The organism is Pseudomonas sp. TH15 (assembly GCF_016651105.1).
In the GTDB taxonomy this organism is placed as follows: Bacteria; Pseudomonadota; Gammaproteobacteria; order Pseudomonadales; family Pseudomonadaceae; genus Aquipseudomonas.
Map to the genome: position 1 here is coordinate 2,341,873 of NZ_JAEKEL010000001.1, position 25,855 is coordinate 2,367,727.

The following is a 25,855-nucleotide window of genomic DNA, read 5'->3' on the forward strand; positions in this document are numbered from 1 at the left end:
AGGCGTTCGGCCGTTAAACCGGGCCCGGCCAAGGCCTGCAAAATGGCGGTTATCTTAAAGCAAAACGGCGGCCATTGGCCGCCGTTTAGTGCATCTGTACTGATTTAGACAGCCGGTGCAGGCTCAGGCTCGGCAACCGGTTTGGGCAGCGAAGACAGGAACGCCATGATCAGCGCCGCCAGGTACGGCAGCGACTGCACCAGCAACATGATCACCCAGAAGCGCATGTCGTTGCTCGGCAAGCCGTTCACCAGGAAGATCCCCAGCGCAGCGCCCCACAACAGCAGCATGATGAACATCTCTTCGCGAGCTTCCGAAATCGCCACCCAGAAGCCGTGGTTATCGGCGTTTTTCGGCGTGCGGAAGAACGGAATGCTGCTGGTGAAGAAGCCGTACAGCACCGCTTTGGCGATGGTGTGCGACAACGCCAACCCGGCCAGTGCCGCGCAGAACGCATCTTTCAGGTTGACCCCGACCGCACGACGGTACAGGAAGATGATCTTGCCAACCTTGAACACGAACAACGCCAATGGCGGGATTGCAAAAATCAACAGCGGTGGATCGACCCGTTGCGGCACGATGATCATCGCTGCCGACCACAACAGGGCGCCGACGGTGAAGAAGATGTTCATGCCATCGGCAACCCAGGGCAACCAGCCCGCGAGGAAGTGGTAGCGCTGGCCACGGGTCAGCTCGGTGCCCTTGCCGCGCAGCAAACTGGCGGTGTGACGCTTGATGATCTGAATCGCGCCATAGGCCCAGCGGAAACGCTGTTTCTTGAAGTCGATAAAGGTATCGGGCATCAAGCCTTTGCCGTAGCTGGTGTGGTAATACGCCGCCGACAAGCCTTTTTCGAATACGCGCAGGCCCAACTCGGCGTCTTCACAGATGCACCAGTCGGCCCAGCCGAGTTCCTCGAGCACCGAGCGACGGGTCATGGTCATGGTGCCGTGCTGGATGATCGCGTCACGGTCGTTACGGGTGACCATGCCGATGTGGAAGAAACCTTTGTATTCCGCGTAGCAGAGCTTCTTGAAGGTGCTTTCGTTCTGGTCGCGATAGTCCTGTGGCGACTGCACCACGGCGATTTTCGGATCGGCGAAGTGGGGCACCATGTGCTTGAGCCAGTTCGGGTCGACGCAGTAGTCCGAGTCGATCACCGCAATGACTTCGGCATCCTTGGCGGTGTGCGGAATCAGGTAGTTCAGCGCGCCACCCTTGAAACCGGCCAACGGGGCGACGTGGAAGAACTTGAAGCGCGGGCCGAGGGTTTCGCAGTAATCGCGCACCGGTTCCCAGACCGCCGGGTCCTTGGTGTTGTTGTCGATGATCAGGACTTCGAAATCCGGATAGTCGAGGTTGGCCAGGGCGTTGAGGGTCTGTTTGACCATCTCCGGCGGTTCGTTGTAGCACGGTACGTGAATCGAGACTTTTGGTCGGTAGTCCGAATCACCTTCGACCGGCAGGAATTCTCGCCGGCGCTTGTGGGTCCAGACCGCTTCGGCCAGTTCGTGGGCCTCGGTCAGCAGCACGATAAACACCCCGAGCGCACCGAGGGCGAGCAAGAAGCCCACCGTCAGGCTGAACCAGGTGCTGTATTGCTGGCTGTAGTCGTAGCCGATCCACACCAGAACCGAACCGCACAGGAAGGCGATAAAGGTCAGGAAGGTCCGGCCACGCTGGCGCAGGGCCGAGCCGTCGATCATCAGCAAGGTCAGGGACAGCAACGCCAGTACGGCCGAGCCGATCGCCAGCACGCGCCATTGCGGAATCGCGACCACCGGGCCTTCGAAGTTGAATTTCTGTTGGCGCGCGGCGTTGAACACGCCCCAATACGCGCCCACCGAGCCTTCGTCGCTGGCTTTCCACGGCTGGTCAAACGCTTCGATCACGAAGTAGTTGAAGCCCTGGCGGTTCAGCTTGTTGACCAAAGTCCGCAGGTAGATCGCCTGATCCGCCGGGCTCGCATCGGTGCCGCCACGCATCCGGCCGTTGCTCGGCCAGCCAACCTCCGAAAGCAGCAGTGGTTTTTTCGGGAACATCTTTTTCAGGTCCCGGGCGCGGTCGAGGACGAACTGACCGGCCTTGTCCACCGGGATGAATTCCCAGTAGGGCAGAACGTGCGCGGCGATCAGGTCGACGTGCTTGGCCAGTTCCGGGTGTTCTTCCCAGACGTGCCATTGTTCGGACGTGGTCACCGGCACTTTCACGGCGGCGCGGACGCGATCGAGGATCACGCTCAGGTCCTTGGCGGTGATTTCCTTACGGAAGATCGCCTCGTTACCGACCACCACGCGAACCACGCTGCGGGAGGTGTTGGCCAGTTCGATGGCGCGCAGGATCTCGCGCTCGTTGCGTTCCTGGTCCGGGCTGATCCAGATCCCCAGGGTCACCCGCAGGCCGAACTCTTCCGCCAGTTTGGGGATGTCCTCCAGCGTGCCGTCGACCGAGTAGGTACGGATGTTGTCCGTCAGCTTGCTCATGATCTCCAGGTCGCGACGCATTTCATCGTCGGTCGGGTACTGGTCTTTCTGTGGGTACTGGTCTTGTTGAAACGGCGAGTACGAAAAACCGGAGATCTGTTCAGGCCAGTTGGGGGCGGAGACCGGGCGGTTAATCAGCGCCCAGAAGCCGGTAAACAAGGCTGCGATGGCGAGCACCACGACCAGGTTGAGTCCAAATTTACGCGATGACATAGTTTTTTTCGGGTTCCAAAGGCTGTGGAACGAAGGAACGGTTGGCGGCTGGCTGCCGGGGGGCAGGGCGCGCATCCTACACTGGAGGTTCTCTGACCGTACAGCGAACAGGGAAATGCCCGGCATTGGGCACTGCGGTTTCACATAAGTTCTTACACTTATAGCCGGAAGGTTAAAAGTTCTCGCGCTGTGGCCCTATAATGCGCGCCGGTTTTTGGGGTAATGGTCATGAGTACAGAAGATCCGCGGTTTGCTGGCATCGCTCGTTTGTATGGCATTGAAGGCCTGGAGCGCTTGCGCGCGGCCCATGTGGCGATCGTCGGTGTCGGCGGCGTTGGTTCCTGGGCGGCGGAAGCCGTTGCCCGCTGTGGCGTGGGCGAGATTTCGCTGTTCGACCTGGACGACGTCTGCGTCAGCAACGCCAACCGTCAGTTGCATGCGCTGGACAGCACCGTCGGCAAACCCAAGGTCGAAGTGATGGCCGAGCGTCTGCGCGGGATCAACCCGGATTGCACGGTGCACGCGGTGGCGGACTTCGTGACGCGCGAAACCATGGCCGAGTACATCACGCCGAACATCGACTGCGTGATCGATTGCATCGACAGCGTCAACGCCAAGGCTGCGCTGATTGCCTGGTGCAAACGCCGCAAGATCCAGATCATCACGACCGGCGGTGCGGGCGGGCAGATTGATCCGACGCTAATCCAGGTCTGCGACCTCAACCGTACCTTCAACGACCCGTTGGCCTCGAAAGTGCGCTCGACGTTGCGCCGCGACTACAACTTCTCCCGCACCGTGACCCGCCATTACAGCGTGCCGTGCGTGTTCTCGACCGAGCAGCTGCGCTACCCGAAACCGGATGGCAGCATTTGCCTGCAGAAGAGTTTTGTCGGTGATGGCGTGAAACTCGATTGCGCCGGCGGGTTTGGCGCCGTGATGATGGTGACGGCGACGTTCGGCATGGTCGCGGCGACCAAAGCTGTGGATAAGATTGTGGCGGGCGTGCGGCGCCCGGCAGAGCGGGTCAAACCGTAGGAGCAAAGCTTGCTCGCGAAGGTAGCGCTCCGGTGTCCATTTGGAACCGGGCAAGACGCATCGCGGGCAAGCCTTGCTCCTACAGGGGCGCGGCCAACTCATTCATTCGCTGTAACACGGCATTGAGGCCATTACTGCGCGACGGCGACAGTTGGCGGCTGAGCCCGAGCTGATTAAACCACTCCGGCAAATCCACCTGCTGCAACTCGGCCGCCGACAACCCGTTGACCCGCGCCAGCAACAACGCCACCAACCCGCGAATCAATCGCGCATCGCTGCTCGCGCTGAATTGCCAATGACCGTCGCGCAACGCGCCCACCAACCAGACCTGGCTTTCACAGCCATGCACCCGGTTCGCGTCGACTTTATCCACAGCGCTCAACGCTGGCAGGCGGTCGCCCCATTGCATCAACAGGCGCGCCCGTTGTTCCCAGCCAGCGGCATTCTGAAAAGTCTCCAGCGCTGTAACGGCTTCGGCGGGCAAGCTCATCGCAATAACTCCAGCGCCTGATCCAGCGCTTCAAAGAAGCGTTCCAGATCTTCGGAATCGTTGTACAGCGCCAGCGACACCCGAATCGCCCCGGCCAGCTCGAAGCTTTTGAGTAGGGGCATGGCGCAGTGATGACCGGCGCGCACGGCGATCCCTTGCTCGGTCAGCAAATGCGCCAGGTCCGAGTTATGCACACCCTCGACGACAAAACTGGCCAGTGCCAAGTGCGGTTTACCCAGCAGTCGAATGCCATTGCGCGCCTCTAGACCTTTGAGCAAATAGTCATGTAGCGCCGCTTCGTGAGCAGAAACCGCTTCCTGATCCAGTCCGCCGAGATAATCCAGGGTCGCCCCCAGACCAATTACGCTGGCGATTGGCGGCGTACCCGCCTCGAAACCCAGCGGTGCCGGGCGAAAGCGCGCGTCGTGGTAGTTGGCGTCCAGCACCATCTCACCGCCGAATTGCCACGCACGCACTTGTTCAAGGGCTTCGTTACGCCCGAACAGCACACCCAGGCCATCGGGGCCATAGAGCTTGTGGCTGGAAAACACATAAAAGTCGCAACCCAGCGCCTGAACGTCGTGCCGGCCATGGACCACGCCCTGCGCGCCATCGACGACGGTCAGCGCGTTGTGGGCCTTGGCCAGCGCCAGCAACTCGGGCAGCGGCTGCCAGGCGCCAAGTACGTTGGACAACTGGCTGACCGCCAGCAATCGGGTGCGTGGGCCGATCAACTGCGCGGCAGCCTCAAGGTCGATCACACCGTCGGCATCCAGCGGCAAAATCACCAGTTTCAGCGCGCGGCGCAGGGCCAGTTGCTGCCAGGGCAATAGATTGGCGTGGTGCTCCAGGGCGCTGATGACAATCTCATCGCCTGGATTGAATAGATGTTCCAGGCCATAGGCCAAGAGGTTCAGCGCCGAGGTAGCGCCGTGGGTGAAGATGATCTGCCCGCAATCGCCAGCGTTAAGCCATTGGGCGACCTTGCTGCGGCTGTCCTCGAACGCCTGGGTGGCGTGGGCGCCGGGCAAGTGTTGCGCCCGATGCACGTTAGCCGCGCCATTAGCGTAGTAATGCGCCAGGGCATCCAGCAGGGCTTGAGGTTTTTGTGTGGTGGCGGCGTTGTCCAGATACGTCTGGTCTTGCCGTTGCAATGCGGCGATCGCCGGAAAATCGGCGCGCCAGGGAGAAGGAATCATCATGTTGTTCGGCCCTGGTGAACATGGGCGGGGTGTACGCCTGACCTCCCTGACCTTGTAGGAGCGAAGCTTGCTCGCGAAGCTTTTGGCGTCAGTGAAGACGCCTTCGCGGGCAAGCCTCGCTCCTACGAGGACAGGTGATCGTGTGACGCTCTGCTTAGTTGTGAGCGTGCAGCGCTTCGTTCAGTTCGATGGCCGATTTGTGGGTTTTGCATTCCACGGCACCGGTCTCCGAATTGCGGCGGAACAGCAGGTCAGGTTGACCGGCCAGTTCACGGGCCTTCACGACTTTGACCAGTTTGTTGTTTTCGTCCAGCAGCGCGACCTTGGTGCCAGCGGTCACGTACAGGCCCGATTCAACGGTGTTGCGGTCGCCCAACGGGATACCGATACCGGCGTTGGCACCGATCAGGCAGCCTTCGCCCACCTTGATCACCATGTTGCCGCCACCCGACAGGGTGCCCATGGTCGAGCAACCGCCGCCCAGGTCCGAACCCTTGCCGACGAACACGCCAGCCGACACGCGACCTTCGATCATGCCCGGGCCTTCGGTGCCGGCGTTGAAGTTGACGAAACCTTCGTGCATTACGGTGGTGCCTTCGCCCACGTAGGCGCCCAGGCGGATACGCGCTGCGTCAGCAATACGCACGCCGGCCGGAACCACGTAGTCGGTCATTTTCGGGAACTTGTCCACCGAGAACACTTCCAGCAGCTCGCCGCGCAGACGGGCTTCCAGTTGATGCTCGGCCAGTTCGGTCAGGTCGATAGCGCCTTGGCTGGTCCAGGCAACGTTCGGCAGCAGCGGGAACACGCCGGCCAGGTTCAGGCCGTGCGGCTTGACCAGACGATGGGACAGCAGGTGCAGCTTGAGGTAGGCCTCCGGCGTGGAAGTCAGTTGCACGTCTTCGGCCAAAATGGTCGCGACCAGCGGCTTGTGGCTCTCGGCCAGACGGGTCAGCAATGCGGCCTGGCCGGCGTCGACGCTTTTCAGCGCTTCAGCCAGTTGCGAGGCCTGTGCAGTGCTGAACGCGATGGCCTGGTTGCCTTCGGTGTAGCCCAGAACCGGAGCAATAGCGGCGATCAGTTCGGCCGACGGGTTGAGCAGTGGCTGTGCGTAAAACACTTCCAGCCATGCGCCTTGACGGTTTTGAGTGCCGACACCAAAGGCCAGGCTGAACAGAGTATTGGACATGTTGATACCTCTAACAAAAAGGAACGGGCTGCCTTACTTGAGTGCGGCCGCGTAGATATCTGGCTTGAAGCCAATCAGGGTTCGGTCACCGAGATCAAGCACCGGGCGCTTGATCATCGAGGGTTGTGCGAGCATCAATTCGATGGCTTTCGCTTGGTCGAGATCGGCTTTGCGTTCGTCTTCGAGTTTGCGAAAGGTCGTACCTGCGCGGTTCAACACCACTTGCCAGCCGTGCTCGTCGCACCATTGCGTCAGGTGTTCACGGTCGATTCCGGCCGTTTTGTAATCATGGAAGTCATAGCTGGCAGCGTGTTCATCGAGCCAGGTGCGCGCCTTTTTCATGGTGTCGCAGGCTTTGATGCCGAAAAGGTGCAACGTTTTACTTGAAACGGTCAAGGAATTGCCCCCTTTACAGGTGCTGGAAAAAAAAGGTGACGGATTATGCCATGACCAAACGGTTTCGCGGCGCCTGAGGTCGATTTCCCACCGCAAAACCCTGTAGGAGTGAGCCTGCTCGCGATGGCGATTTACCTGCCACTGACTTTGTTGAACGTTAAACCGTTATCGCGAGCAGGCTCACTCCTACAAGGGGATATGTTGCAGGGCTGCGACATAGGTGCAACGGTCTTACGCAGCCTAAGCGGCTAATATGGCACTTCAATGCTGTCGATAGCCTGGGAAAAGCGCTTTATGCAAACCGCCTACACCGTCCTGATCATGCTGATGTTGGTCGGCGTTTCACGCCTGATCGGGCGAGTGATCCCGCTGCCGTTGCCGTTGGTGCAGATCGGTGCGGGCGCTTTGCTGGCTTGGCCGACGTTGGGGCTGCATGTGGCGCTTGATCCGGAACTGTTCCTCTTTCTGTTTCTGCCGCCGTTGTTGTTTTCCGATGGCTGGCGCATGCCCAAGCGTGAGTTGTGGCGCTTGCGCGGGCCGATCCTGACCCTGGCCGTGGGGTTGGTGCTGTTCACCGTGGTCGGCGCCGGGTATTTCATTCATTGGCTATTGCCGAGTATTGCGCTGCCGGTGGCGTTCGCATTGGCGGCGGTGTTGTCGCCGACCGACGCCGTGGCGGTCTCGGCGATTTCCCAGAACCGCTTGCCGACACCGTTGATGCACATGCTCCAGGGCGAGGCTTTGATGAACGACGCCTCGGGCCTGGTGACCTTCAAGTTTGCCTTGGCGGCGGCCATAACCGGGGTGTTTTCCCTGGCCAATGCCAGTCTGACGTTCGTGTTGGTGGCAGTGGGTGGTCTGGCCACCGGTGTGGCGCTGAGTTGGCTGGTCGGTCGCTTGCGCTCGTGGATGATCGCCCGAGGCTGGGATGACCCGGCGACTCACGTGGTGTTCATGCTGTTGCTGCCGTTCGCCGCTTACGTACTGGCCGAACGGCTCGGTGCCTCGGGCATTTTGTCGGCAGTGGCAGCGGGGATGATGCAGAGCTGGCTCGACCTGCTGCCGCGTCAGACCAGCACGCGTTTGCTCAATCGCAGCGTCTGGTCATTGCTGGAATTCGCCTTCAACGGCTTGATCTTCCTGCTGCTGGGCTTGCAGCTGCCGGACATCATCAAGGCGGTGGCCAGCCAGGAAGCGTCAATGTGGCCGACGTTGCTCTACCGTTGCCTGGACGTTGTGGCGGTTTTTATGGTGTTACTGGTGTTGCGGTTTATCTGGGTGCAGAGCATTTGGCGGGTGTCGGGGCTGCTGCGGCGATGGCGCGGTAAGGGCGAGCTGACGCTGGTGCCCACGGCGCGGTCCTGCTGGTTGCTGACGGTCGGTGGCGTACGCGGCGCGGTGACCCTGGCGGGTGTGCTGTCGGTGCCGCTGTTGATGGGGAACGACGCGTTTCCCGAGCGTGACCTGCTGATTTTCATCGCCGCCGGGGTGATTCTGCTGTCGCTGATTGCCGCGTGCATCGCCTTGCCGCTGTTGTTGCGTGGTATCGAGAAAAGCCCAGACGACAAGCGCCGCAATGAAGTGCGCGACGCCTGGCGAAAAACCGCTGAAGCGGCGATCCATGCGCTGGAAGTCGAAGAGGCCAAGCCTGTAGATGCGGCAGAGGCGGCGTTGGCGGCGGAGCTCAAGGCGCGAATCATGTCCGAGTATCGTCATCAACTGGAAGTCTTTAACGATTCCGCCGAAGCCCAGGCCTTGGCGTTTCAGATGGATTTGCTGGAGCGCCGCTTGCGTTTGAAAGCGCTGCGGGCGCAACGCCTGGAGTTGTACAGCCTCAGTCGTCATCACCAAATTGGTGATGACGTACTGCGTGAAGTATTGGGGGAGCTGGATTTAAGTGAGGCTAATCTGGGGCAGGTCAAATAGCCGATTTCGGGTTTATACCGGACAGGGATAGGCCTTTGCCATGAAGGCTTTATCCTTCTCGCTGAGAACCAGATTCAAAAAGTTCTGAAAGCCGCCCTCGGTCCAGGACTGATGGATGACGTAGTGCATGATCGACTTGCGGTCGTACTCGGAATAAATGCTTTCACTGGGAGCTGAACGATCAAGATACCAATCGTGCAGTCTTTGACGCGTGGCGCTCGCCTGGGCGTCATCTTCTTCAGGCTGGGCAGTCAGCCCATGTTGCTTGTAAAAGGCTGGTTTGTCCCAAGGTATGTTTGCCGTAGGGTTGGTCTGTTCATGCTCTGCGCCCAGCATGTGACCGAACTCATGCATCACATTGGCGGCGAAATAACGAGCATGAATGGGTGAGTGGGGCCAGAGCGTCATCGTTTGTTCGTCGATTTTGAGCAGTGCATCGGTACCGATGCTGGACGAAAATTCGCCTTCCCTGCTGAGTATGCGGATGTCGCCTTCTATACCTTCAACGAAATCGAACTTCAAATTGATGTGTGGCAGCCAATTGTTGGCCGCAGCGATGGTGGCAGTCTTGAATTCCTCTGTACCGTTGAGGAAAGCGATGCGTAACGTCTGACCGGGCGTCCAGAGTTTGCAAGGGTTGTTTTTGGCCCACATTATGCGTCTTGCTCCATGCGAGTGTTAAGACGGATGCAGGTGATGCAAGTTGATTTGATAAGCATGTTGTAACTTCCTTGTTTCATTTTTTTAGTCAGTGTTCAGCGCGGATAAAGTAATGCCATCATCTTCTTGTCTTTCTTGCTGATTGTCCGATTGATTGGGTTTTCCCAGTCTCCCAGAGTCAGCGTTTTAGCGACGGGATGATGCATGATGGATTTGCGATCGTAATCGGTATAAATCGCCTCGATGGTCCCGAAGGGCGTGAACATGTTTTGGTCGACTTGCGCGCGGGTCAGCGGGTTCATTTCGCGATTCTGATAAAATTCGTACACCTTCGGTTTATCCCAGGGAATGTTGGCTTTCGGGTGTTGATGCTCATGCATGGCACCCAGTGCGTGGCCAAATTCATGGGTGACGATGACATCGAAATCCTCATGGTCGGTTGTGACCCCAAGGTTCATGGTGGGCCAGTCCGGATGAATGAGTAACGCGTCTGTGCCGAGCATGGAGCTGTTGTCGTTGTTCTTCGTGGCGATACGAATATCGCCTTGCAGATCATCAACGAAATCGAAAGTAAGGTTGATAAACGGTAACCAGCGACTGGCAGCGTCGATGATTTTCTGTTTGTGATCCGCATCGACCTCATCAATGAACGCAATCTTTAAGGTGCGACCATTCGCCCATAGTTTGGAATAGTTGATAAGCGAACGTTTGGAACGGCCGCTATTGCGAGTACCTGCATTCGCCGGAGTTTCATTGATGGCGGCTTCATAGGCCGCTTGATCATCCGGCCATTGAACGAGCGTGCAGTCTTGAAGGGTATTCATGTTTTACTTCTTCCATGAAGTGGTGGTTGGTTTGTTATCAGGCATAGGAAAGTGCGCACCGGAAGAGTAAACGTCTCTCGGTGAGAAGTGGATTTATATATACGTTGGAAGTGTTTCTTGATATGGAAAGTTACCGTGCCAGTATTGCTGGCACGGTGGAGTACTTATCGTTGGCGGGTGATGAAGTCACGAATTCGTTCGGCCGCTTCGACACACTCCGCCAGCGGCGCAACCAATGCCATACGCACGCGCCCGGCGCCCGGATTGAAACCATCAACGTCGCGGGACAGATAAGACCCCGGCACTACAGTCACATGTTCTTGCACAAACAAATCCCGGCAGAACGCCTCGTCATCGCCTTCAACGCTTGGCCAGAGGTAGAAACCACCGTCCGGACGCTGCACATCCATCACCGGGCTGAGGATTTCCAGCACCGCATCGTACTTCTCGCGATACAGCGCCCGGTTGGCGCGTACATGCACTTCGTCGTTCCATGCAGCGACACTGGCCAGTTGGGTTTGAACCGGCATCGCGCAGCCGTGGTAGGTGCGATAGAGCAGGAAGCCCTTGAGGATGTCGGCATCACCGGCCACAAAACCCGAACGCAGGCCCGGCAGGTTGGAGCGCTTGGACAGGCTGTGGAAGACCACGCAGCGCTTGAAGTCCTTGCGGCCCAGTTCGACGCAGGCGCTGAGCAGACCGGCTGGCGGGGTTTGTTCGTCGAAGTACAGCTCGCTATAGCACTCGTCGGCGGCGATCACAAAGTCGTATTCGTCGGCCAAGGCGATCAGCTTTTTCAGGGTTTCAACCGGGATCAACGCGCCGGTCGGGTTGCCCGGCGAGCACAGGAACAGGATCTGGCAGCGTTTCCAGATGTCTGGCGAGACGGCGTCGAAATCCGGGTTGAAGCCGTTTTCGTCCAGGCATGGCAGGTAATGCGGCTTGGCACCGGCGAGGAACGCGGCGCCTTCGTAGATCTGATAGAACGGGTTCGGGCTGACCACCAGCGCGTCTTCGCCACGATTGACCACGGTTTGGGTGAAGGCAAACAGCGCTTCACGGGTGCCGTTGACCGGCAGTACATTGCGCGCCGGGTCGAGCCAGCCGCTTGGGACGTTGAAACGACGTTCACACCAGGCGGCGATGGCTTCACGCAGAGCCGGGATACCGAGGGTGGTCGGGTACACGGCCATCTGATCCAGGTTGTTGGCCAGGGCTTCGGCGACAAAGCTTGGCGAACGGTGCTTCGGTTCACCGATGGACAACGCGATAGGGCGCTTGTCCGGGTTTGGCGTGACGCTGCCGAGCAGGGCGCGGAGCTTCTCGAACGGGTAGGGTTGCAGCTGGTTCAGAGCGTTGTTCATCGATAGATCTCATGCAATGTGGGCGCTGGCTTTTGTGGCGAGGGGGCTTGCCCCCGTTCGGCTGCGCAGCTGTCGTAAACATTGTATGCGGTGTACCTGATACACCGCGGTTGCAGATTTTTGGGCCGCTTCGCAGCCCAACGGGGGCAAGCCCCCTCGCCACACAAGCCCGCTCCAACAGGGGAAATTTGTTAGTTCAAATGCTGATGCGCGACAGTTTGATATCCGGTTCGTGGCTGACGCTCAACTGTTCAACGATTGCATCCTGCAAGCGGCTGCACAGCAGCGGGTCGGACAACGGCTGGTTGTGTGCGTCGGTGATAAAGAACACGTCTTCCACGCGCTCGCCGAGGGTGGCAATCTTGGCGTTCTGCAACGACAGGTCGAACTCGAGGAAGATCGTGCCGATCCGCGCCAGCAGGCCCGGGCGGTCGGGTGCGCTCAGCTCCAGTACTGTGACCGGGCGCTGGGCGTCGTTGTGGATCGTCACCTGTGGCGCAAACGCGAAATGCTTGAGCTGGCGCGGTACCCGGCGCTGGATGATCGTCGGGTAGTCGTCCGGGTTACGCAGGGCTTCGGTCAGGCCCTCGCGGATCTGCTTGACCCGCGTCGGATTGTCACCGATTGAGTCGCCGTCGGTGTCGAGCACGATGTAGGTGTCGAGGGTGAACTGACTGCTGGAGGTGATAACCCGGGCGTCATGAATGTTCAGGTTGAGCTGGTCCATCGCGGCCACGGTCACGGCGAAGAAGTCATGCTGGTCCGGCGCGTAGATGAAGATCTGCGTGCCGCCTTCGAATTCGCGCTGGGTGGTTTCCTTGATCAGCACCAGCGGGCCGCCGTCGGCCGGTTGCTGGAGGATCGCGTCACTGTGCCAGGCCACATCGCCAGCGGTATGACGCAGGAAATAGTCATCGCCCAATTGCGCCCACAACTGCTCGACATCGTCCGGGTCGGTGCCGCCGCGCACCAGGATGTCCAGGGCAGCGCTCTGGGTCTGGCGGATTTGCTCTTCGCGGTCCACCGGGTTTTCCAGGCCGCGGCGCAAGGCACGCTTGGTCTCGGTGTAGAGCTGGCGCAACAGGCTGGCGCGCCAGGAGTTCCACAGCGTCGGGTTGGTGGCGTTGATGTCGGCGACGGTCAGCACGTACAGATAATCGAGATGGGTTTCATCGCCGACAATCTGCGCGAAGTCGTGAATGACCTGCGGGTCGGACAAGTCCTTGCGCTGGGCGGTGGTCGACATCACCAGATGGTTTTGCACCAGCCAGACGATCAGCCGGCTATCCCATACCGGCAACTGATGGCGCTGGCAAAAGGCTTCGGCATCCACGGCGCCAATGTCCGAATGGTCGCCGTGCCGACCCTTGCCGATGTCGTGGTACAGGCCGGCCAGGTAGATCAGCTCGGGCTTGGGCAGTTTGCCCATGAGCTTGCTGGCCAGTGGGAATTTTTCCGACACCTGGGTGTACTGCAACTTACGCAGATGCTTGATCAGGTTCAGGGTGTGAGCGTCGACCGTATAGATGTGAAACAGGTCGTGCTGCATCTGCCCGACGATAAAGCCGAACTCCGGCAAATAGCGCCCAAGGATGCCGTAACGGTTCATCCGCCGCAGGTTGCGGTGAATGCCGATCTTGCACTTGAACAGCTCGATGAACAGGCTGGTGTTGCGGATGTCGTTGCGAAAGTCGTCGTCGATCAAGTGACGGTGTTCGCGCAGCAGGCGGATGGTATCGGCACGAACGCCTTTGATCTCCGGTTGCTGGGCCATCAACACGAAGATCTCGAGCATGGCAAACGGCGTGCGGCGGAACACGTTGTTGTTGCGTGCCTCGATGTAGCCATCGTGCAGCTGGAATCGCGAGTTGATCGGCTGCGGCGGTGCTTCGTCTTCCGGCGCGAGGATGACTTCCTCGAAATGCTGGATGATCAGGTCGCTGAGCTGGGCAATGCTCATGACCACCCGGTAATACTGCTGCATGAAGTTTTCGATGGTTTGCTTGGCGTCATCGCCTTTGAAACCCAGCAGCCCGGCGATGGAGCGCTGGTGGTCGAACAGCAAGCGGTCCTCGGAGCGCCCGGCGAGCATGTGCAGGGCGTAACGGACCTTCCACAAGAACTCCTGGGACGAGGCCAGCAGGGCGTTTTCGCTCTCTACCAAAAAGCCTTCGCCGGCCAGGGCCCGCAGGTTCAGGGTGCCGTACTCGCGACGGGCGACCCAGAGAATCGTCTGAATATCCCGCAAGCCGCCAGGCGAGCCTTTGACGTTGGGTTCCAGGTTGTATTCGGTGTCGTTGTACTTGTGGTGACGGGCCTTCTGCTCGGCACGTTTGGCCAGGAAGAAGTCCTTGCTCGGCCACATGTGCGCGGTGCTGGTGACGTCCAGCATGCGCTGGCGCAAGCGCTCGGGGCCGCAGATGGTGCGGCTTTCCATCAGGTTGGTGACGACCGTCAGGTCGGCGCGGGCCTCAACGGCGCATTCGTCCACCGAGCGCACGCTCTGACCGACTTCCAGGCCGATGTCCCACAACAACGTCAGAAAACGCTCGATAGAATCGCGGAAGACTTCGTGGTCAGCGCTGTCCAGCAGGATCAGCAGATCAATGTCGGAATAGGGGTGCAACTCGCCGCGACCGTAGCCGCCGACCGCGACCAGCGCGATGTCGGCGTCTTCGCTCCAGTTGAACTGCTCCCAAGCCTTTTGCAGGATGTTATCGACGAACCAGGCGCGATCCTCGATCAGCCGGCGAATGTCCCGGCCGCTGCGAAAGCGCCCGTCGAGCACCTCGCGGGCCTGGCGAATCGCCTTCTTGAAGGCCGCGATCGGGCTTGCCTTCAGGGCCAGTTCAGCCTGGAACTGGCCACGGTCGAAGAGTTCGGGATCCACCTGCGGCATCGATTGGCTTTCCTTTCTATAAGGCTATGGGCAGAACGGGTCGATCAGGCCGAAACGCGCGCGATAGTGTCATCGGCGCGCAGGGTGAAGATCTCATAACCGGTGTCGGTCACCAGCAGGGTGTGTTCCCACTGGGCGGAAAGTTTGCGGTCCTTGGTGATCGCGGTCCAGCCGTCGCCCAGTACCTTGGTGTCGGCCTTGCCCTGGTTGATCATCGGCTCGATGGTGAAGGTCATGCCCGCCTTGAGTTCCATGCCGGTGCCGGCGCGGCCGTAGTGCAGGATCTGCGGCTCTTCGTGGAACACCTTGCCGATACCGTGGCCACAGAACTCGCGAACCACCGAGAAACCGTTCTTCTCGGCGTGTTTCTGGATCACTTCACCAATGTCGCCCAGGCGGCAGCCGGGTTTGACCAGTTCAATGGCTTTGTACATGCATTCCTGAGTGATCTGCGACAGGCGCTCGGCCCAGACCGGCACGGTACCGACGTGGAACATACGGCTGGTGTCGCCGTGGTAGCCATCCTTGATCACCGTGACGTCGATGTTCAGCGTGTCGCCATCCTTCAGCGCTTTCTCGTTCGGGATACCGTGGCAGACCACGTGGTTGATCGAGGTGCAGATCGACTTCGGGAAGCCTTTGTAGTTGAGCGGGGCTGGGATGGCTTGCTGCTCGTTGACGATGTAGTCGTGGCAGATGCGGTCCAGTTCTTCGGTGGTGATGCCCGGTTTGACATGTTCGGCAATCATTTCCAGCACATCGGCGGCCAGTTTGCCGGCGATCCGCATTTTTGCGATGTCCTCTGGGGTTTTGAGGGTGACGGTCATACAGGCTCTCTCTGCGCTCAATGGCGCTTTCTAATTCGGAATGGGCGTTGCGCGGTTGATATTCGCGGCCCTGAAAAACGCGATTCTAACAGACGATCAGCGCAAATCTGAGCCTCTGTGCATCGCTTCTCTCTATAGATAGGCGCATTCTTGAGCGATTCCAAGGGCGCGATTGAAGGCGCGCGCCAGGAATTGAGAATCCGGGTTCCGTTTTTTACAGCCTTGTGATATAAAATGCGCCGCTTTCCGGGTATACCCCGAAAGGCTTAAATCCACACACGTGTCGACACGATGACCTGGGTGCCTTCAGCTGATGCTGCTGGTTGGTCATTGGGATACGTGGAGGCCAAACCCGACTTATTAAGGAACTATCATGTCCCAAGTCAACATGCGCGATATGCTGAAGGCCGGTGTGCACTTCGGTCACCAAACCCGTTACTGGAACCCGAAAATGGGTAAATACATTTTCGGCGCGCGTAACAAGATCCACATCATCAACCTTGAAAAAACCCTGCCAATGTTCAACGAAGCTCTGACTTTCGTAGAGCGTCTGGCCCAGGGCAAAAACAAGATTCTGTTCGTCGGCACCAAGCGTTCCGCTGGCAAGATCGTTGCTGAAGAAGCAGCACGTTGCGGTTCGCCGTACGTCGATCACCGCTGGTTGGGCGGCATGCTGACCAACTTCAAAACCATCCGTGCTTCCATCAAGCGTCTGCGTGACCTTGAAGTGCAAGCCGAAGACGGTACTTTCGCCAAGCTGACCAAGAAAGAAGCGCTGATGCGCACTCGCGATCTTGAGAAGCTCGATCGTTCCCTGGGTGGTATCAAGGACATGGGCGGTCTGCCAGACGCACTGTTCGTTATCGACGTTGATCACGAGCGCATCGCGATCACCGAAGCCAACAAGCTGGGCATCCCGGTTATCGGCGTAGTCGATACCAACAGCAGCCCGGAAGGCGTTGACTACATCATCCCAGGCAACGATGACGCAATCCGCGCTATCCAGTTGTACATGGGTTCGATGGCTGACGCTGTAATCCGCGGTCGCAACCACGTTGCTGGCGGCACCGAGCAGTTCGTTGAAGAAGCTCCGGTAGCAGCAGCTGAGTAATTGACGCCTTGGCGTTAACTCAGTAAGCAAAAAGGGGGCTTGGCCCCCTTTTTGCCACCTCGAAAACCGTTTGTCGGCAGCGCAGCTACAGCTTTGTAACGTGCAGCGGCTACAAGAAGGTTCGGGAAGAATTGAACGCCCGTTTGATCGGGTGGAATGGTTGATAACCTATCCAAGAGGATTTTTGAAATGGCAGAGATTACTGCAGCGTTGGTTAAAGAACTGCGTGAGCGTACTGGCGAAGGCATGATGGATTGCAAAAAGGCCTTGACCAAGGCCGGCGGCGACATCGAAAAAGCCATTGATGACATGCGTGCTTCTGGCGCTATCAAGGCTGCCAAGAAAGCAGGCAACGTGGCTGCTGAAGGCGCAATCTCTCTGAAGGAAGACGGTAAATCCGCCGTTCTGCTGGAAGTGAACTCGCAGACCGACTTCCTGGCTTTGCAGGATGACTTCAAGGCATTTGTCGCTTCCAGCGTTGAAAAAGCGTTCGCTGACAAACTGACTGACGTTGCTCCGCTGATCGCCGCTCAAGAAGCCGATCGCCTGGTTCTGGTCGGCAAGGTTGGCGAAAACGTCAACATCCGTCGCCTGGCTCGCGTTGAAGGTGATGTTGTTGGTGGTTACCTGCACGGCAACAAGATCGGTGTTGTGGTTGCCCTTAAAGGCGGCAGCGTTGAGCTGGCCAAAGACATCGCCATGCACGTAGCGGCGACCAACCCTGAATTCCTGCTGCCATCGGAAGTTTCCGCTGAAGCGGTTGAGCGTGAGAAGGGCGTGTTCCTGACCCTCAACGCTGACAAGATCGCCGGCAAGCCAGAAAACATTGTTGAAAACATGGTCAAAGGCCGTATCAGCAAGTTCCTGGCTGAAGCGAGCCTGGTTGAGCAGGCGTTCGTCAAGAACCCTGAAATCAAGGTTGGCGAACTGGCCAAGAAAGCCGGTGCTGAAATCGTTTCCTTCACCTACTTCAAAGTAGGCGATGGCATCGAGAAGCCGGTCGACAACTTCGCTGAAGAAGTTGCTGCCCAGCTGGCTGCCGCCAAGCAATAAGACGGTTTTTTAAACTGTCGCCCTGAAGAGGCTGCCCGCTTACGCGCGCAGCCTCTTTTCAGATGGGGTATCAATTTTTTAATTGGTTTCCCTTTGGAACTGGCTTACAAAGCCATGTTCCGATGGCGCTGAAGCAGCGCCAAGCTAGAGTGAACGCCAGCTGTAAACAGCTCGCAAAGAATTTTTAAAATACGCCGCAGGAGAGATTCGCAATGGCTCAGCAGGGCAGTGGTTATCAGGCTCGCTATAAACGCATTCTACTCAAGCTTAGCGGCGAGGCCCTGATGGGCTCGGAAGAGTTCGGGATTGATCCGAAAGTTCTGGATCGCATGGCGCTGGAAGTTGGCCAACTGGTCGGCATCGGTGTACAGGTCGGTCTGGTGATCGGCGGCGGCAACCTGTTCCGCGGTGCAGCGCTGAGCGCGGCCGGTATGGATCGGGTAACGGGTGACCACATGGGCATGCTGGCCACTGTGATGAACGCCCTGGCCATGCGTGATGCGCTGGAGCGTGCCAATATCTCGGCCATCGTGATGTCGGCCATTTCCATGGTTGGCGTGACCGATCACTACGATCGTCGCAAGGCCATGCGCCACCTGAACGCCAAGGAAGTCGTGATTTTCGCGGCCGGTACTGGCAACCCGTTCTTCACCACGGATTCGGCCGCTTGCCTGCGTGCAATCGAAATCGATGCCGATGTCGTGCTCAAGGCGACCAAGGTCGATGGCGTCTACACCGCCGATCCATTCAAAGACCCGCATGCCGAGAAGTTCGATCATCTGACTTACGATGAAGTGCTGGATCGCAAGCTGGGCGTGATGGATCTGACGGCCATTTGCCTGTGCCGCGACCACAAGATGCCGTTGCGCGTTTTTAACATGAACAAACCTGGCGCCCTGCTGAATATCGTGCATGGCGGCGCTGAAGGGACCCTGATCGAGGAAGGCCAACAATGATCAACGAAATCAAGAAAGACGCTCAAGAGCGTATGCAGAAATCCCTGGAGTCTCTGTCCCATGCATTTGGTCAGATTCGTACCGGCAAGGCGCACCCGAGCATCCTCGGTAGCGTGATGGTTCCTTACTACGGCGCTGACACCCCATTGAGCGGCGTTGCCAACGTTACCGTGAAAGATTCCCGGACCCTGCAGGTCGTGGCGTTTGAGCGCAACATGCTCGCGGCCGTCGACAAGGCAATCCAGAGTGCTGGCCTGAACCTCAACCCGACCAACCTGGGCGAGTTACTGCTGATCTCCATGCCTGCCCTGACTGAAGAAACCCGCAAGGGCTTCACCAAACAGGCGCGTAGCGCAGCTGAAGATGCTCGCGTTGCCGTGCGCAACATTCGCCGCGACGCACTGGGTGAGCTTAAGAAACTGGTCAAGGACAAGGAAATCAGCGAAGACGAAGAGCGTCGTGGCGCTGCCGATATCCAGAAGCTGACCGACAAGGCTGAGGCTGACATCGATGCAGCCACCAAGCAAAAAGAAGCGGACCTGATGGCCGTATAAGGGTCCCGTTTTCATGGATAAGACCAAGCAGACTGCGCCGTCCGCGGTGCCGCGCCATGTCGCGATCATCATGGATGGTAACAATCGCTGGGCGAAAAAACGCTTTATGCCGGGTGTTGCCGGGCATAAAGCGGGTGTGGATGCCGTTCGTGCAGTGATCGAGGTGTGCGCCGAGGCCAAGGTCGAGGTGCTGACCCTGTTCGCCTTCTCCAGTGAAAACTGGCAGCGTCCGGCCGATGAAGTCAGCGCCTTGATGGACCTGTTCTTCAAGGCGTTGCGTCGTGAGGCCAAGCGCCTCAACGACAACAACATCAGCCTGCGCATCATTGGCGACCGTTCGCGTTTTCACCCCGAGCTTCAAGCTGCCATGCGCGAAGCCGAGGCGATTACTGCCGGTACCAATCGCTTTATCCTGCAGATCGCCGCCAACTACGGTGGTCAGTGGGATATCGCACAAGCCGCACAGCGTCTGGCGCGCGAAGTCCAGGCCGGGCATCTGCGTCCGGAAGACATCACCCCGGAATTGCTGCAAACCTGTCTGGTGACTGGCGATCTGCCTATGCCGGACTTGTGCATTCGTACCGGTGGCGAGCACCGCATCAGCAATTTCCTGCTGTGGCAGCTGGCTTACACCGAACTGTACTTCTCCGACCTGTTCTGGCCGGACTTCAAACACGACGCCATGCGCACTGCGCTGGCCGATTTCGCTTCTCGGCAGCGCCGCTTCGGTAAGACGAGCGAGCAGGTCGAGGCTGGAGCCCGGGTTTAATGCTTAAACAACGAATCATCACTGCGCTGATCCTTCTACCGATTGCCTTGTGCGGGTTTTTCCTGCTCGAAGGCTCCGGTTTTGCGCTGTTCATCGGGCTGGTCGTGACCCTGGGTGCATGGGAGTGGGCTCGTCTGGCAGGTTTCACTGCTCAGCCGATTCGTGTTGCCTATGCCGCTGTGGTCGCGCTGATGCTGTTTGTCATGCATATCCTTCCCGGGCTCGCGCCTTGGGTGTTGGGCGCCTCTGTGCTGTGGTGGGCGGTGGCAACCTATCTGGTGCTGACGTATCCACGCTCCAGCGAACACTGGGCCAGCGCGGCCTGCAAGCTGGTGATCGGCCTGTTGATCCTGTTGCCGGCCTGGCAAGGTCTGGTGCAGATCAAGCAAGAGCCTTTGGGCAACTGGCTGATCATGGCGGTCATGGTGCTGGTCTGGGGTGCCGATATCGGTGCGTACTTTTCCGGTCGGGCTTTCGGCAAGCGCAAGCTCGCGCCGCAGGTCAGTCCTGGCAAAAGCTGGGAAGGCGTCTACGGTGGCCTGGCGCTGAGCCTGGTTATCACGTTGATTGTCGGCCTGGTTCGCGACTGGACGGTGGCGGAGCTGTTTAAAGGTCTGATCGGCGCAGCATTGATCGTGTTCATTTCGGTGGTGGGCGACCTCACCGAAAGCATGTTCAAGCGCCAGTCCGGGATCAAGGACAGCAGCAATCTGCTGCCGGGTCACGGCGGTATTCTGGACCGTATCGATAGCCTGACGGCGGCGATCCCCGTGTTTGCGGTGCTGTTGTGGATGGCGGCACCGTGAGCCGCCCACAGCAGATTACCGTTCTGGGGGCGACCGGTTCGATTGGCCTGAGCACCCTGGATGTCATTGCTCGTCATCCCGAGCGCTATCAGGTTTTCGCGCTGAGTGGTTTCACTCGACTGAGTGAGCTGCTGGCCTTGTGTGTACGGCACACTCCACGTTATGCGGTCGTGCCTGAAGCGGGCGCTGCCCGTGGTTTGCAGGACGACTTGCACGCGGCCGGTCTGTCGACTCGTGTTCTGGTGGGGGAGGAGGGCCTTTGCCAGGTCGCTGCCGATCCTGAGGTCGACGCGGTCATGGCGGCCATCGTTGGCGCGGCGGGCTTGCGCCCGACCCTGGCGGCAGTCGAGGCGGGCAAGAAAATCCTGCTGGCCAACAAGGAAGCGCTGGTGATGTCCGGTGCGCTGTTCATGCAGGCTGTGCGCAAAAGCGGATCGGTACTGCTGCCGATCGACAGCGAGCACAACGCGATTTTCCAGTGCATGCCACAGGATTTTGCTCGTGGTCTGGGGGCAGTCGGTGTGCGTCGGATTTTGCTGACAGCCTCTGGCGGTCCGTTCCGACAGACGCCGATGGCTGAGTTGGCGCATGTTACTCCCGAGCAGGCATGTGCCCATCCGAACTGGTCCATGGGTCGCAAGATCTCGGTCGATTCGGCCAGCATGATGAACAAAGGGCTCGAGCTGATCGAAGCCTGCTGGCTGTTCGATGCCAAGCCCTCCCAGGTCGAAGTGGTGATTCACCCGCAGAGCGTTATTCATTCGCTGGTCGATTATGTCGATGGTTCGGTATTGGCGCAGTTGGGCAATCCGGACATGCGTACGCCAATTGCCAACGCTCTGGCGTGGCCAGAACGCATCGACTCGGGGGTCGCACCGCTGGATCTGTTTGCCATCGCACGTCTGGATTTCCAGGCGCCCGATGAAGAGCGTTTTCCATGTCTGCGCCTGGCTCGACAGGCGGCAGAGGCTGGCAATAGCGCGCCGGCGGTGCTCAATGCGGCAAATGAAGTGGCTGTTGCAGCCTTTCTCGATGGACGGGTTCGTTACCCGGAAATCGCGAGTATCATCGAGGAAGTCTTGAATCTTGAACCTGTGGTTGCGGTAAACGATCTCGAGGCGGTGTTCACGGCAGACGCCAAGGCGCGTGTGCTGGCCGAGCAGTGGTTGAGTCGTCACGGGCGATAAGTGCTGCAGTACGCTGGCCCAATGCAGCACCGGATAGGATTGCGGAGAAAGTAGATGAGCGCGCTCTATATGATTGTCGGCACCCTGGTAGCCTTGGGCGTGCTGGTCACCTTCCACGAATTCGGCCACTTTTGGGTCGCGCGTCGCTGTGGGGTCAAAGTGCTGCGCTTTTCCGTGGGCTTTGGCATGCCGTTGTTGCGCTGGCATGACAAGCAAGGCACTGAGTTCGTGCTGGCGGCCATCCCGCTGGGCGGCTACGTGAAGATGCTCGACGAGCGCGAAGGCGAAGTACCCGCCGATCAGCTCGATCAATCCTTCAATCGCAAATCTGTCCGCCAACGCATTGCCATCGTTGCTGCGGGTCCAATCGCCAACTTTCTGCTGGCGATGGTTTTTTTCTGGGTATTGGCCATGCTCGGCAGCGAGCAGGTACGCCCGATTATCGGCGCCGTCGAGTCGGGCAGCATCGCTGCCAAGGCCGGCTTGAGCCCGAATCAGGAAATCGTTGCCATCGATGGCGAGCCGACTACCGGGTGGGCGGCCGTTAATTTGCAATTGGTCCGTCGCCTTGGCGAGAGCGGTGCCTTGCAGTTGCTGGTGCGTGAGCAGGGTTCAACCACCGATTCACCTCGAGAGCTGATGCTGGATCACTGGCTCAAGGGCGCCGATGAGCCGGACCCGATTCGTTCGCTTGGCATTCGCCCATGGCGTCCGGCGTTACCGCCGATCCTGGCTGAACTCGATTCGAAAGGGCCGGCGCAAGCGGCGGGTCTGAAGACCGGTGATCGTCTGTTGACCCTTGATGGCCAGTCGCTCAATGACTGGCAGCAGGTGGTTGATACCGTCCGTATGCATCCGGATACCAAAATCATGCTGCGCGTTGAGCGCGATGGTGCTCAAATCGACGTCCCTGTGACGCTGGCCGCTCGCGGCGAGAGCAAGGCACCCACGGGTTATCTGGGTGCCGGGGTGAAAGCAGTCGATTGGCCACCAGAGATGATTCGTGAGGTCAGCTACGGTCCGCTGGCCGCGATTGGGGAGGGTGCCCGACGCACCTGGACCATGAGTGTACTGACCCTCGATTCGCTCAAGAAAATGTTGTTCGGCGAGCTCTCGGTAAAAAACTTGAGTGGACCGATAACCATTGCTAAAGTGGCGGGCGCTTCTGCCCAGTCGGGTGTCGCTGATTTCCTGAATTTCCTTGCTTATCTGAGTATTAGCCTGGGAGTTCTGAATTTGTTGCCCATTCCTGTATTGGATGGGGGACATTTGTTGTTTTATCTGATCGAGTGGGTGCGTGGTCGCCCCTTGTCAGATCGGGTGCAGGGTTGGGGGATACAGATCGGCATCAGTTTGGTGGTCGGGGTGATGTTGCTTGCTCTGGTCAATGATCTGGGTCGACTGTAACGCTTCGCTGAATTGCGAATCTGCCGCATTTTGCGGCAGTTTGTTTATTGCCAGTTGGAATAAGAAAGGACTTCATGAAACGTCTGCTGCTAACTGCGGTTCTCACCGTATTGATGATCGCCGAAGTTCACGCCGAGTCCTTCACTATCTCTGATATTCGCGTCAATGGCCTCCAGCGGGTCTCCGCGGGTAGTGTCTTTGGTGCCTTGCCGTTGAACGTCGGCGAACAGGCGGATGATCGTCGCCTGGTGGAATCCACTCGTGCGTTGTTCAAAACCGGTTTCTTTCAAGATATCCAGCTGGGTCGCGAAGGCAATGTCCTCGTTATCACGGTAGTCGAGCGTCCTTCGGTCGCGAGTATCGAGATCGACGGTAACAAGGCCATCTCCACTGAAGACCTGATGAAGGGCCTCAAGCAATCTGGCCTGGCCGAAGGCGAGATCTTCCAGCGTGCCACCCTCGAAGGTGTGCGTAACGAGCTGCAGCGCCAGTACGTCGCTCAGGGTCGCTACTCGGCAACTGTCGACACCGAAGTGGTGGCGCAGCCGCGTAACCGCGTCGCGTTGAAGGTCAATATCAATGAAGGCACCGTCGCTGCTATCCAGCACATCAACGTGGTGGGTAACACGGTCTTTCCTGATGAAGACCTGATCGACCTGTTCGAACTCAAGACCACCAACTGGCTGTCGTTCTTCAAGAACGACGACAAGTATGCTCGTGAAAAACTTTCCGGTGACCTGGAGCGTCTGCGCTCCTACTACCTGGACCGCGGCTATATCAATATGGATATCGCTTCGACCCAGGTGTCCATCACCCCGGACAAGAAACACGTCTACATCACGGTCAACGTCAACGAAGGCGAGAAGTACACCGTTCGTGACGTGAAGCTCAGCGGCGACCTGAAAGTGCCTGAAGACCAGGTCAAGTCCCTGCTGCTGGTTCAGAAAGGCCAGGTGTTCTCGCGCAAGCTGATGACCACTACCTCGGAACTGATCACTCGTCGTCTCGGTAACGAGGGTTACACCTTCGCCAACGTCAACGGCGTTCCTCAGCCGCACGATGATGACCACACGGTAGACATCACTTTCGCTGTTGATCCAGGCAAGCGTGCTTACGTAAACCGTATCAACTTCCGCGGCAACACCAAGTCTGAGGACGAAGTGTTGCGTCGTGAAATGCGCCAGATGGAAGGCGGGTGGGCTTCGACCTACCTGATCGACCAATCCAAGACGCGTCTTGAACGTCTGGGCTTCTTCAAGGAAGTTAACGTTGAAACGCCTGCCGTACCGGGCGTGGATGACCAGGTTGATGTGAACTACAGCGTTGAAGAGCAGGCTTCCGGTTCGATTACCGCCAGTGTCGGTTTCGCCCAGAGCGCCGGTCTGATCCTCGGTGGTTCGATCACCCAGAACAACTTCCTGGGTACCGGTAACAAGGTCAGCATCGGCCTGACCAAAAGCCAATACCAGACCCGCTATAACTTCGGTTATGTCGACCCGTACTGGACTGCTGATGGTGTGAGCCTGGGTTACAACGCGTTCTATCGCACCACTGACTACAAAGACCTCGACGTCAACGTTGCAAGCTACGCGGTAGATAGCCTGGGTGCTGGCGTAAGCGTCGGTTATCCGATCAGCGAGACGTCGCGCCTGACCTTCGGCCTGACTGCGCAACAAGACAAGATCAAGACAGGTCAGTACACCGTCGACGAAATCTTCGACTTCGTTAACCGCGAAGGCGATAGCTACCTGAACTTCAAGGCTTCGGCCGGCTGGTCCGAGTCCACCCTGAACAAAGGTGTACTGGCGACCCGTGGTCATTCCCAGAGCTTGACACTGGAAGCCACCACGCCGGGCAGCGACCTGTCGTTCTTCAAACTCGACTACCGTGGCCAGTTGTTCCAGCCTCTGAGCGAAAACTACACCGTACGCCTGCACACTGAATTGGGTTATGGCGATGGTTATGGTTCGACAGATGGCTTGCCATTCTATGAAAACTACTATGCTGGTGGTTTCAACTCGGTTCGTGGTTTCAAGGACAGCACCCTGGGTCCGCGCAGTACTCCAAGCCGTGGTCAAACTGCCACGGGCAACAACGGAACATTAGCGGACCCGGATCAAGATCCACTGCCATTCGGTGGCAACGTTCTGATTCAAGGTGGTGCAGAGCTTCTGTTCCCGCTGCCATTCGTCAAGGACCAGCGCTCCCTGCGTACGTCGGTATTCTGGGATGTGGGTAACGTGTTCGATTCCAAGTGCCAACAAGCTACAAACTCTAACGGGGTAACACCGTCCAACACGCAGTGCAACGACATCAGCCTGAGCAATATGGCCAGTTCCGTTGGTGTTGGTCTGACTTGGGTCACCGCGCTGGGGCCTTTGAGTTTCGCGTTGGCCATGCCGGTCAAGAAACCGGATAACGCTGAAACCCAGATTTTCCAATTCTCCCTCGGCCAGACGTTCTAAGCGTCTGACCCAAGATAACGACAATGGATTTTGTAGGAG

At 58.5% G+C, this 25,855-nt stretch carries 21 protein-coding genes; 11 read left to right on the plus strand and 10 right to left on the minus strand.

Going from position 1 to position 25,855, the window contains the following annotated elements:
• Positions 1-104 precede the first annotated feature (104 nt).
• Entirely contained in the window at positions 105-2,696 is a 2,592-nt protein-coding gene (locus tag JFT87_RS10470) for a glycosyltransferase (protein WP_201201037.1), read from the minus strand.
• Between the two features lie 228 nt (positions 2,697-2,924).
• Between JFT87_RS10470 and tcdA the strand changes: the two genes are divergently transcribed.
• Positions 2,925-3,731, plus strand: a complete 807-nt coding sequence (tcdA, locus tag JFT87_RS10475) for a tRNA cyclic N6-threonylcarbamoyladenosine(37) synthase TcdA (RefSeq protein ID WP_201201038.1) — start codon at positions 2,925-2,927, stop codon at positions 3,729-3,731.
• Between the two features lie 79 nt (positions 3,732-3,810).
• On the opposite strand, the gene JFT87_RS10480 is transcribed toward tcdA, so the two are convergent.
• From JFT87_RS10480 to JFT87_RS10495, 4 genes are all read right to left on the minus strand, one after another.
• On the minus strand, positions 3,811-4,221 hold the full coding sequence (locus tag JFT87_RS10480) for a SufE family protein (protein ID WP_201201039.1): 411 nt from the start codon (positions 4,219-4,221) through the stop codon (positions 3,811-3,813).
• Positions 4,218-5,423 carry an aminotransferase class V-fold PLP-dependent enzyme gene (locus JFT87_RS10485; RefSeq protein ID WP_201201040.1) on the minus strand — a complete coding sequence of 402 codons (1,206 nt, stop codon included), beginning with the start codon at positions 5,421-5,423 and terminating at the stop codon, positions 4,218-4,220. Before JFT87_RS10485 ends, JFT87_RS10480 begins: the two co-directional genes overlap by 4 nt.
• A 154-nt stretch (positions 5,424-5,577) precedes the next feature.
• Positions 5,578-6,612, minus strand: coding sequence for a 2,3,4,5-tetrahydropyridine-2,6-dicarboxylate N-succinyltransferase (dapD, locus tag JFT87_RS10490; protein ID WP_201201041.1), 1,035 nt, complete (start codon positions 6,610-6,612; stop codon positions 5,578-5,580).
• Positions 6,613-6,645: 33 nt separating this feature from the next.
• The gene (locus tag JFT87_RS10495) at positions 6,646-7,008 is read right to left on the minus strand and encodes an ArsC family reductase (RefSeq protein WP_201201042.1); all 363 of its coding nucleotides are present in this window, start codon (positions 7,006-7,008) and stop codon (positions 6,646-6,648) included.
• A 294-nt stretch (positions 7,009-7,302) separates the two neighbouring features.
• Here JFT87_RS10495 and JFT87_RS10500 point away from each other — a divergent pair, with 294 nt between their 5' ends.
• Positions 7,303-8,934, plus strand: coding sequence for a Na+/H+ antiporter (locus tag JFT87_RS10500; protein ID WP_201201043.1), 1,632 nt, complete (start codon positions 7,303-7,305; stop codon positions 8,932-8,934).
• A 12-nt stretch (positions 8,935-8,946) separates the two neighbouring features.
• On the opposite strand, the gene JFT87_RS10505 is transcribed toward JFT87_RS10500, so the two are convergent.
• From JFT87_RS10505 to map, 5 genes are all read right to left on the minus strand, one after another.
• Complete coding sequence (locus JFT87_RS10505) at positions 8,947-9,588, minus strand: hypothetical protein (RefSeq protein ID WP_201201045.1); 642 nt, start codon at positions 9,586-9,588, stop codon at positions 8,947-8,949.
• 101 nt (positions 9,589-9,689) lie between these two features.
• A complete protein-coding gene (locus tag JFT87_RS10510; RefSeq protein ID WP_201201046.1) occupies positions 9,690-10,418 on the minus strand; it encodes a M12 family metallopeptidase in 729 nt (242 codons plus the stop codon).
• 164 nt (positions 10,419-10,582) lie between these two features.
• Positions 10,583-11,782, minus strand: coding sequence for a succinyldiaminopimelate transaminase (gene dapC, locus JFT87_RS10515; RefSeq protein ID WP_201201051.1), 1,200 nt, complete (start codon positions 11,780-11,782; stop codon positions 10,583-10,585).
• Between the two features lie 196 nt (positions 11,783-11,978).
• Positions 11,979-14,681, minus strand: a complete 2,703-nt coding sequence (locus JFT87_RS10520; protein ID WP_201201053.1) for a [protein-PII] uridylyltransferase — start codon at positions 14,679-14,681, stop codon at positions 11,979-11,981.
• 44 nt (positions 14,682-14,725) lie between these two features.
• A complete protein-coding gene (gene map / locus JFT87_RS10525; RefSeq protein WP_201201055.1) occupies positions 14,726-15,508 on the minus strand; it encodes a type I methionyl aminopeptidase in 783 nt (260 codons plus the stop codon).
• A gap of 373 nt (positions 15,509-15,881) precedes the next feature.
• On the opposite strand from map, the gene rpsB reads away from it, so the two are divergent.
• The 9 genes from rpsB to bamA all read left to right on the plus strand — a co-directional run bounded on the left by rpsB (position 15,882) and on the right by bamA (position 25,816).
• Positions 15,882-16,619, plus strand: a complete 738-nt coding sequence (gene rpsB / locus JFT87_RS10530; RefSeq protein ID WP_003219330.1) for a 30S ribosomal protein S2 — start codon at positions 15,882-15,884, stop codon at positions 16,617-16,619.
• A gap of 189 nt (positions 16,620-16,808) precedes the next feature.
• Complete coding sequence (gene tsf / locus JFT87_RS10535) at positions 16,809-17,672, plus strand: translation elongation factor Ts (protein WP_201201057.1); 864 nt, start codon at positions 16,809-16,811, stop codon at positions 17,670-17,672.
• A gap of 212 nt (positions 17,673-17,884) precedes the next feature.
• Entirely contained in the window at positions 17,885-18,628 is a 744-nt protein-coding gene (gene pyrH, locus JFT87_RS10540; RefSeq protein ID WP_003172271.1) for a UMP kinase, read from the plus strand.
• The gene (gene frr / locus JFT87_RS10545) at positions 18,625-19,182 is read left to right on the plus strand and encodes a ribosome recycling factor (RefSeq protein WP_201201059.1); all 558 of its coding nucleotides are present in this window, start codon (positions 18,625-18,627) and stop codon (positions 19,180-19,182) included. Before pyrH ends, frr begins: the two co-directional genes overlap by 4 nt.
• A gap of 13 nt (positions 19,183-19,195) precedes the next feature.
• The gene (gene uppS / locus JFT87_RS10550) at positions 19,196-19,951 is read left to right on the plus strand and encodes a polyprenyl diphosphate synthase (protein ID WP_201201068.1); all 756 of its coding nucleotides are present in this window, start codon (positions 19,196-19,198) and stop codon (positions 19,949-19,951) included.
• Positions 19,951-20,757: a phosphatidate cytidylyltransferase gene (locus tag JFT87_RS10555; RefSeq protein ID WP_201201070.1), complete on the plus strand. Its 807-nt coding sequence runs from the start codon at positions 19,951-19,953 to the stop codon at positions 20,755-20,757. Before uppS ends, JFT87_RS10555 begins: the two co-directional genes overlap by 1 nt.
• The gene (ispC, locus tag JFT87_RS10560; protein ID WP_201201072.1) at positions 20,754-21,944 is read left to right on the plus strand and encodes a 1-deoxy-D-xylulose-5-phosphate reductoisomerase; all 1,191 of its coding nucleotides are present in this window, start codon (positions 20,754-20,756) and stop codon (positions 21,942-21,944) included. The genes JFT87_RS10555 and ispC overlap by 4 nt, the downstream gene beginning before the upstream one ends.
• Before the next feature lie 54 nt (positions 21,945-21,998).
• On the plus strand, positions 21,999-23,351 hold the full coding sequence (rseP, locus tag JFT87_RS10565; protein WP_201201074.1) for a sigma E protease regulator RseP: 1,353 nt from the start codon (positions 21,999-22,001) through the stop codon (positions 23,349-23,351).
• A gap of 74 nt (positions 23,352-23,425) precedes the next feature.
• Complete coding sequence (gene bamA, locus JFT87_RS10570; RefSeq protein WP_201201075.1) at positions 23,426-25,816, plus strand: outer membrane protein assembly factor BamA; 2,391 nt, start codon at positions 23,426-23,428, stop codon at positions 25,814-25,816.
• Positions 25,817-25,855 lie beyond the last annotated feature (39 nt).